Annotated in this window: 7 protein-coding genes; 4 read left to right on the forward strand and 3 right to left on the reverse strand. The window is 68.0% G+C overall.

The window, feature by feature from the left end; all coding sequences use genetic code 11:
* Positions 1–17: 17 nt before the first annotated feature.
* Positions 18–956, reverse strand: a complete 939-nt coding sequence (locus RS83_RS00080) for a LysR family transcriptional regulator (RefSeq protein ID WP_045277459.1) — start codon at positions 954–956, stop codon at positions 18–20.
* Positions 957–1,080: 124 nt separating this feature from the next.
* Between RS83_RS00080 and RS83_RS00085 the strand changes: the two genes are divergently transcribed.
* Positions 1,081–2,073 carry a DUF1852 domain-containing protein gene (locus RS83_RS00085; protein ID WP_045277460.1) on the forward strand — a complete coding sequence of 331 codons (993 nt, stop codon included), beginning with the start codon at positions 1,081–1,083 and terminating at the stop codon, positions 2,071–2,073.
* A 19-nt stretch (positions 2,074–2,092) separates the two neighbouring features.
* Entirely contained in the window at positions 2,093–3,127 is a 1,035-nt protein-coding gene (locus RS83_RS00090; RefSeq protein WP_045277461.1) for a methionine synthase, read from the forward strand.
* Positions 3,128–3,511: 384 nt separating this feature from the next.
* Here the strand turns inward: RS83_RS00090 and RS83_RS00095 are convergent, their stop codons facing one another.
* Positions 3,512–4,450 (reverse strand): LysR family transcriptional regulator, encoded by a 939-nt coding sequence (locus RS83_RS00095; RefSeq protein ID WP_082071452.1) that lies wholly within the window; start codon positions 4,448–4,450, stop codon positions 3,512–3,514.
* Between the two features lie 71 nt (positions 4,451–4,521).
* On the opposite strand from RS83_RS00095, the gene RS83_RS00100 reads away from it, so the two are divergent.
* A complete protein-coding gene (locus RS83_RS00100) occupies positions 4,522–6,252 on the forward strand; it encodes an L-aspartate oxidase (RefSeq protein WP_045277463.1) in 1,731 nt (576 codons plus the stop codon).
* A 116-nt stretch (positions 6,253–6,368) separates the two neighbouring features.
* On the opposite strand, the gene RS83_RS00105 is transcribed toward RS83_RS00100, so the two are convergent.
* Positions 6,369–6,677 (reverse strand): hypothetical protein, encoded by a 309-nt coding sequence (locus RS83_RS00105; RefSeq protein ID WP_045277464.1) that lies wholly within the window; start codon positions 6,675–6,677, stop codon positions 6,369–6,371.
* A gap of 159 nt (positions 6,678–6,836) precedes the next feature.
* Here RS83_RS00105 and RS83_RS00110 point away from each other — a divergent pair, with 159 nt between their 5' ends.
* The gene (locus tag RS83_RS00110; protein ID WP_045277465.1) at positions 6,837–8,339 is read left to right on the forward strand and encodes an L-serine ammonia-lyase, iron-sulfur-dependent, subunit alpha; all 1,503 of its coding nucleotides are present in this window, start codon (positions 6,837–6,839) and stop codon (positions 8,337–8,339) included.
* Positions 8,340–8,367: the final 28 nt, after the last annotated feature.

Raw genomic sequence — 8,367 nt, forward strand, 5'->3', positions numbered from 1 at the left:
GGGGGAGGGTGCGGGGGCTACCCGAGCAGCTCCACGCCGAAGCCCGCCACCACGGCGCGCAGCTCCGCGAGGTAGCGCTGCGCCTGTTCGGTGAGCGGGATCGCGGAATGCCCGATCCATCCGATCTCGATCCGTTCGTCGATGTCGAGCGGGATCGCGACGATCTCCGGGTCGAGGTCGTCGCTGATGATGCCCGTCGAGATCGTGTAGCCGTCGAGGCCGATCATGAGGTTGAAGATGGTGGCTCGATCCGAGACCCGGATCTCCTGCGGGCTCGACAGGGTGGAGAGGATCTCCTCGGCGAAGTAGAACGAGTTGTTCGCGCCCTGATCGAAGGTGAGCCGAGGCAGCTCGGCGAGATCGTCGAGGGTGACGTGGTCGCGTGCGGCGAGCGGGTTCTTCCGAGAGATGAAGATGTGCGGATCGGCGAGGAAGAGCGGATGGAACGCCAGCCCCGAGTCACGGAGGAGCTTGTCGATGACGTTCCGGTTGAACTCGTTCCGGTACAGGATGCCGAGCTCGCTGCGGAGCGTGCGGACATCCTCGATGATGTCCCAGGTGCGCGTCTCCCGCAGCGAGAACTCGTACTCGGCCGCATCGCTGCCCTTGACCATGCGCACGAACGCCTCGACGACGAACGAGTAGTGCTGCGCCGAGACTCCGAGCAGGCGCCTGGAGGGCGGCCGGCCGAGGTAGCGCTGTTCGAGCAGCGCCACCTGCTCGGTGACCTGCCTCGCGTAGCCGAGGAACTCCGCACCGTCGTCGGTGAGTGTCACGCCGCGCGCCGAGCGCAGGAACAGCGTGCGGCCCACCCGGGATTCGAGATCCTTCATCGCCGCCGACATCGTCGGCTGGGAGACGTAGAGCAGATCGGCCGCCGCGCTGATCGACCCCTCGGCGGCGACCTCGATGAAGTAGAGGAGCTGCTGGAGGGTGATGCTGGGGGTTCGAGCCATAGGGAGAGACTATAACAACGCATAGCCCCGGCGAGTTACTCGATATTCGCGGTGGGGATGCACCATGGCAGTGCAGACTTCCGCACGGCCGACCTCGGCCGACAGGCATCAGATTGGCCCGCTCATGGCGAACGAATTCACGTTCAACATCACCACCACCCGCTTCGATGAGGACTACGCGCCCTCCGAGAACTCGCGCATCACCACGAACTTCGCCAACCTGGCGCGGGGCGAGCACCGGCAGCAGAACCTCCGCAACGCGCTCACGATGATCGACCGTCGCTTCAATGACCTCGCCCACTGGGACAACCCGACCCGCGACCGCTACAGCGTCGAGCTCGAGATCGTCTCGGTCGAGCTCGAGTTCACCACCGATGGTGAGGACAAGGCGTTCCCGCTGCTCGAGGTCCTCGACATCCGCATCCTCGACCGGACGACCGGGGTGCGCCATCAGGGGATCGTCGGCAACAACTTCTCGTCGTACGTGCGCGACTACGACTTCAGCGTGCTGCTGCCGGCCGTCACCGAGGCCGCTGGCACGTTCACTCTTCCCGACGAGTTCGGTGTGCTGCACGGCAAGCTCTTCCAGCATTTCCTGGCCTCGGATGCATACCGCGAGCGGTTCACCGCGTCGCCCGTCATCTGCATCAGCGTCTCGACGAGCAAGGAATATCAGCGCACCGCGAACCACCACCCGATCCTCGGCGTCGAGTACCAGCAGGACGACTACTCCCTGACCGACGAGTACTTCGGGAAGATGGGGCTCAAGGTCCGGTACTTCATGCCCCCCGGCAGTGTTGCGCCGCTCGCCTTCTACTTCCGAGGCGACCTGCTCACGGACTACTCGAACCTGCAGCTGATCGGCACCATCAGCACGATGGAGACGTTCCAGAAGATCTACCGCCCGGAGATCTACAACGCGAACTCGGCCGCCGCGAGCACCTACCGACCGACGCTCGAGCAGGACGACTACTCCGGCACCAAGGTCGCCTACGACCGGGTCGAGCGCAATCAGCTCGCCCGCGCCCAGGGAAAGCACACCGCGGAGCACTTCATCACGCCGCATCAGGACGTGCTGGACCGCTGGGCCGCGAACGCCCCCACACCTGTCGCCTGATCTGCGGAGCCTCACGACCATGAACACACTCATCCCCACCGCGCTCGTCGGCAGCCTGCCGAAGCCCTCATGGCTCGCGCAGCCCGAGACCCTCTGGTCGCCGTGGAAGCTCGAGGGCGATGCCCTGACCGAGGGCAAGCAGGATGCGCTCCGCGTGGCCGTCCAGGAGCAGCAGCGCCGCGGTCTCGACATCATCAGCGACGGCGAGCAGACCCGCCAGCACTTCGTCACGACGTTCATCGAGCATCTCGACGGGGTGGACTTCGATCGGCGCGAGACGGTGCGGATCCGCGATCGCTACGACGCGAGCGTGCCGACGGTCGTCGGGGCCGTGAGCCGTCAGAAGCCCGTGTTCGTCGACGACGTGAAGTACCTCCGACAGCAGACGGACCAGCCGATCAAGTGGGCGCTTCCCGGTCCGATGACGATGATCGACACCCTTGCCGACCGTCACTACAAGAGCCGCGAGAAGCTGGCGTGGGAGTTCGCGACGATCCTCAATCAGGAGGCGCGCGAGCTCGAGGCTGCCGGTGCCGACATCATCCAGTTCGATGAGCCCGCGTTCAACGTCTTCTTCGACGAGCTGCAGGACTGGGGAGTCGCGACGCTGGAACGCGCGGCGGAGGGCCTGCGCGCCGAGACCGTCGTGCACATCTGCTACGGCTACGGCATCAAGGCGAACACCGACTGGAAGGCGACGCTCGGAGCGGAATGGCGCCAGTACGAGGCCTCGTTCCCACTGCTGCAGCAGTCCACCATCGACGGTGTCTCGCTCGAGAGCCGCAACTCCCACGTGCCCTTGGACATCCTCGAGCTCATCCGCGGCAAGAAGGTCATGCTCGGAGCGATCGACGTCGCGAGCGACACGATCGAGACGCCGGAGCAGGTCGCAGAGACGCTCAGGGATGCGCTCGAGTTCGTGGATGCCGACAAGCTGATCGCGAGCACGAACTGCGGCATGGCGCCGCTCGCGCGCGACGTCGCCCGCGGGAAGATGAGCGCTCTCAGCGCCGGCGCGGCCCTCGTGCGCGAGGAGCTCTCCGTACGGGTCTGACCGCTCGGGCTCGTTCGGCTCGCGTGCTCGTTCGTCTCACTGAGGGGTCAATACGCGCCGCAGCCGTGCGCGCGCTCGCGGCGTGTGTTGACCTCTCGGGTTCTGGGAGGGTTTCGTGTGCGCGGCCTTGGCGCGTGCCGTCTCGGGTGAGGGGTCAATACGCGCCGCGTTCGGTTGCGCTCTTGCGGCGTGTGGTGACCTCTCGCGCTTGGGTCCGGCGAGCTCGCGGGCGCGGACGGTCTTGTTCGCGGTCGGAGAAGTTCTCGTGCGTGCGGCCTTGGCGCGTGCCGTCTCGGGTGAGGGGTCATGACGCGCCGTGTCCGGGCGCGCACTTGCGGCATGTTGTGACCTCTCGCGGCCCGAGGGCGAGGCCGAGGGGGTGGATCAGTCCAGCAGCGAGGTGATGGCGGGGTCGCGACGAGCGACCTCCGCCGCGGTCGACAGGATCACGTCGCGCATCGCGGCGACCGCGACGGTCGGCGTCACATCCGATCGATGCGCGAGGCTCACGATGCGGGTCATCATCGGATGCGTCAATCGCACCGAGCGCAGCGCCGGCTGATCGAGCAGCACCATCGCTGGCACGACCGCGACCCCCACTCCGCGCTCGACGAAACGCAGCACCGCATCCATCTCGGCCCCTTCGAGCACGTGCGTCGGGGTGAGCCCGACCGAGCGGAAGGCGGCATCCGTCGTCGCACGCAGTTCGTACGTCTCGTCGAGGGCGATCATGGGCAGCGTCGCGAGATGCTCGAGGCCGATCGCGGGAGTCACCGCGACCGGAGGGCGGGATGCTGCCGAGACGACGACGAGTTCTTCGGTGAGCAGCGGCGTGCGGGTGAGGCTGAAGCCGGAGGGCGGCGGGCCGTCCGACTCGGTGATGAGTGCGATGTCGACGGCCCCGACCGCGAGCTGCTCGACCAGCAGCCGTGAACCGCTCTCGATGAGGTGCAGATCGACGCCGGGGTGCGCGTCGTGGAAGACGCTGATCGCCTCGGCGACGAGGCTGATGCAGAGCGTCGGCGGTGCGCCGAGCCGCACGCGTCCGCGCCGCAGGCCCCGCAGCTCGTCCATCTCCTCGCGGATGGCATCGGCCTCCGCGAGCATCCGCTGTGCGCGGGGGAGCAGCGTCTCGCCGGCGGCAGTGAGGGCGATGTGGCCGCGTGCTCGATGGAACAGTTCGGTGCCGAGTTCGCGTTCGAGCGTGGAGATCTGACGGCTCAACGATGGCTGTGCCAGGTGGAGGTGCTCGGAGGCGCGGGTGAAGTGGCCGAGGCGGGCGACCTCGACGAACCCGCGCAACTGCTCCAGGTTCATATCCATAGGCTACCAACATGGTTCGAAGAGGAACTATGCATTGGAGTTATTAGGATGCCCTAATTAGCGTTGCTCGTATGAGTACACGCGAACGTCAGATCTCCACCACGGTCCTCGTCATCGGCACCGGCGGTTCCGGGCTGCGCGCGGCGATCGAGGTCGCCGAACACGGCATCGACGTCCTCGCCGTCGGCAAACGCCCCCGACAGGATGCCCACACCTCCCTCGCCGCCGGCGGCATCAACGCGGCCCTCGGCACCATGGACGCCGACGACAGCTGGCAGCAGCACGCCGCTGACACGATCAAGGAGAGCTACCTGCTCGCCAACCCGCACACGGTCGAGATCGTGACGCAGGGCGCCGAGCGCGGCATCCGCGATCTCGAACGGTGGGGGATGGACTTCGCCCGTGAGGACGACGGCCGCATCTCGCAGCGGTTCTTCGGCGCGCACACCTTCCGCCGCACGGCATTCTCCGGCGACTACACCGGACTCGAGATCCAGCGCACGCTCGTCCGCCGCGCTGAGCAGCTCGAGGTGCCCATCCTCGACCACGTCTACATCACCCGCCTGCTCGTGCGCGACAACGTGATCTTCGGCGCCTACGGGTTCGATCAGGCCGACGGCACCCGCTACCTGATCCACGCCGACTCCGTGATCCTCGCCGCCGGCGGCCACAACCGCATCTGGCGCCGCACCTCCTCTCGCCGCGATGAGAACACCGGTGACTCGTTCCGCCTCGCCGTCGACGCGGGCGCCCGTCTGCGCGACCCCGAGCTCGTGCAGTTCCATCCGTCCGGCATCATCGAGCCGGAGAACGCGGCGGGCACGCTGATCTCCGAGGCGGCCCGAGGCGAGGGCGGCGTGCTGCGCAACGCGCTGGGTGAACGGTTCATGGCGAAGTACGACCCGGAGCGCCAGGAGCTCTCGACCCGCGACCGCGTCGCGCTCGCCGCGTACACCGAGATCAAGGAAGGGCGCGGCACCGAGAACGGCGGCGTCTGGCTCGACGTCTCGCACCTGCCGCGCGAGACGATCATGACCCGGCTGCCGCGCGTCTACCAGACGATGATGGAGCTGCAGATGCTCGACATCACCACCGATCCGATCGAGATCGCACCCACCGCGCACTACTCGATGGGCGGAGTGTGGGTGCGGCCGGAGGATCACCAGACCGACGTCGAGGGCCTCTACGCGATCGGTGAGGCGTCGAGCGGCCTGCATGGCGCGAACCGGCTCGGCGGCAATTCGCTGATCGAGCTCCTGGTCTACGGCCGCATCGTCGGGCAGGCCGCGATGGATCACGCGGCCGGACTGGAAGCCCAGCACCGGTCGGCAGAAGCGGTGGCTGCGGCGCGGGCCGAGATCGCCGACCTCCTGGCCGCGGACGGACGCGAGAACGTGCGTGCCCTGCAGCGCGCGATCCGCAACACGATGACCGAGCATGCAGGCGTCGTCCGCGACGAGGACGGTCTTCGCGCCGGCCTCGCCGAGCTCGACATGATCGAGGGGCGAATGGAGGACATCGGCATCCACCCCGACATCGCCGGATTCCAGGATCTCGCGCACGCCTTCGACCTCAAGGCCTCAGCGCTCGCTGCCAGGGCGACGCTCGAGGCCGCGCTGGAACGGCGCGAGACCCGCGGATGCCACAACCGCAGCGACTTCCCCGACACCGATCCCACGCTGCAGGTGAATCTGGTCTGGTCGCCGACCGCAGGGATCACGCACGAGGCGATCCCCGAGATCCCCGCGGAGATCGCGGAGCTCATGCGGGAGGTCGACACCGCGGGGAAGCTCGTCGAGTAGCAGCATCCGACGCTTCGACAGGCTCAGCGACCCAGGGTGATTCGGCCCCGGCCCCGCTGGGTCCCTGATCCTGTCGCCCCACTGGGTCCCTGAGCCTGTCGAAGGGCCGAGCCCCTTCAGTCGGCCTGTGGTTCCTCGGTCTCGACGACGCCGATGCCGACCGCCTCATGGTCGGGCTCCGGCTCGTCGCGCTGCGGGGCCTTGGGCTCCTCGCCCGGGTCCTTCTCGGTGCTCGGCTCCTGGAGTTCTTCCGTGCTCGGGATCTCGTCCGGGTCGGCCTGCTCGGGCGACTCGGCCTGTTCCGGGGTCTCCGCAGTGAGGTGTCCTGCCTCCTCGGATGCAGGCGGCGACGTCGGCGTCGGCGCCTGCGTCTCCGCGTCGTCCTGCGTAGAGGTGCTGTCCTGGTCAGGCGTGCTGTTCGTCATGATCGTCCTTTCGAGCTGCGGTCACGACCAGGATGCCGTCGCCCGTGCGTCCGATGAAGGGGCTTGACGCGCGTGCAGTAGTGCATCCGCTCGAGGGCGCCGACAACGATCCAGTTAATGTAGGTGAACCGAATCGCCGAATGCGGCTAGCCTGGACCCGTGACAGCGTATGTGTCGGCATTCGATCTCTTCTCCATCGGCGTCGGGCCCTCGAGCTCGCACACCGTGGGGCCCATGCGAGCCGCGCTCGATTTCGTGCACCGGCTGACCGCCGACGGTTCCCTCGAAGACGTCGCCCGCGTTGGTAGCACGCTCTTCGGCTCGCTCGGTGCGACCGGGATCGGACACGGGACTCCGGATGCCGTCGTCGCCGGCCTGCGCGGACTCGCCCCCGAGACATGCGACCCGCAGGAGGTCCGCTCGGCGTGGACCGAGTTCCCCGATGGCGGGATGCTCGCGCTCGACGGCCGCCATGAGGTGCCGTTCGCCAAGGCCGACATCGTCTTCACGCCTCGCACGCGCCTGCCAGGGCACCCGAACGCGATGACCATCACGGCATGGTCGGCCGATGACGCCGTCGTGGCGGAGGAGACCTATTACTCGGTCGGCGGCGGCTTCATCCGGCGCGAGGGTGAGGGCGCCGCGATCGCCTCGGCCGGGTATCCGTATTCCTATGCGGATGCCGCTTCGCTGATCGCGCTCTGCGACGAGCACGGACTCTCGATCGCCGAGCTCGCACGGCTCAACGAGTCGTCGGTGCGCAGCGAGGAAGAGGTCGCTGCCGGGCTCGACGCCATCTGGGATGCGATGTCCGGCTGCGTCGACGCCGGCCTGCACGCGGACGGTGTGCTGCCCGGCTTCCTGCAGGTGAAGCGGCGTGCCGGCGTGATCCGCGGGCAGCTCGAGGAAGCCGAGTCCGACGGGCACCGAGAGCTCCCCGGCGAATGGCTGGGCGCGTTCGCGCTCGCCGTGAACGAGGAGAATGCCGCGGGCGGACGCGTCGTCACCGCGCCGACGAACGGTGCCGCCGGCATCCTGCCCGCCGTGGCCATGTACTGGTGGCGGTTCCTGGCTGACTCCGGGCTCGGCGCCGGCAATGCCGTCACCCCGTACGGCGAGCTGGTCGGCAGTGCGCTGCTCGGGTTCGGACCGGATGCCGCAACGCCGGCGATCTCGGCGGGTGACGCCCTCGACGCGGAGCAGACCGCTGAGGCGAACCGCCGCCGCGGCATCCGTCGGTTCCTGCTGACCGCCACAGCGCTCGGATCGCTGTTCAAGGCCAACGCGTCGATCTCAGGCGCCGAGGGCGGCTGCCAGGCCGAGGTCGGGTCAGCATGCGCGATGGCAGCAGGTGGACTCACCGCCGTGATGGGTGGCACGAACCGGCAGATCGAGAACGCCGCCGAGATCGCGATGGAGCACCACCTCGGGCTCACGTGCGACCCGATCGGCGGGCTCGTGCAGATCCCGTGCATCGAGCGGAACGCGATCGCGGCGTCCACTGCGGTGACTGCCGCACGGCTGGCGCTGCGTGGCGACGGCAGCCACTACGTCTCGCTCGATGCGGTGGTCGAGACGATGCGTCAGACCGGCGCCGACATGTCGACGAAGTACAAGGAGACGAGCGAGGGCGGCCTCGCGGTGAACGTCATCGAGTGCTGACCCCCTGTTCCTCCCCCCTCGCACCCTC

Source organism: Microbacterium oxydans, from assembly GCF_000956525.1.
Classification (GTDB): Bacteria; Actinomycetota; Actinomycetes; order Actinomycetales; family Microbacteriaceae; genus Microbacterium; species Microbacterium oxydans_A.

Coding starts and splice junctions, on each gene's coding strand:
- RS83_RS00095 (WP_082071452.1), bottom strand. CDS start 4,450: ATGGATATGAACCTGGAGCAGTTGCGCGGGTTCGTCGAGGTCGCCCGC.
- RS83_RS00105 (WP_045277464.1), bottom strand. CDS start 6,677: ATGACGAACAGCACGCCTGACCAGGACAGCACCTCTACGCAGGACGAC.
- RS83_RS00085 (WP_045277460.1), top strand. CDS start 1,081: ATGGCGAACGAATTCACGTTCAACATCACCACCACCCGCTTCGATGAG.
- RS83_RS00090 (WP_045277461.1), top strand. CDS start 2,093: ATGAACACACTCATCCCCACCGCGCTCGTCGGCAGCCTGCCGAAGCCC.
- RS83_RS00080 (WP_045277459.1), bottom strand. CDS start 956: ATGGCTCGAACCCCCAGCATCACCCTCCAGCAGCTCCTCTACTTCATC.
- RS83_RS00100 (WP_045277463.1), top strand. CDS start 4,522: ATGAGTACACGCGAACGTCAGATCTCCACCACGGTCCTCGTCATCGGC.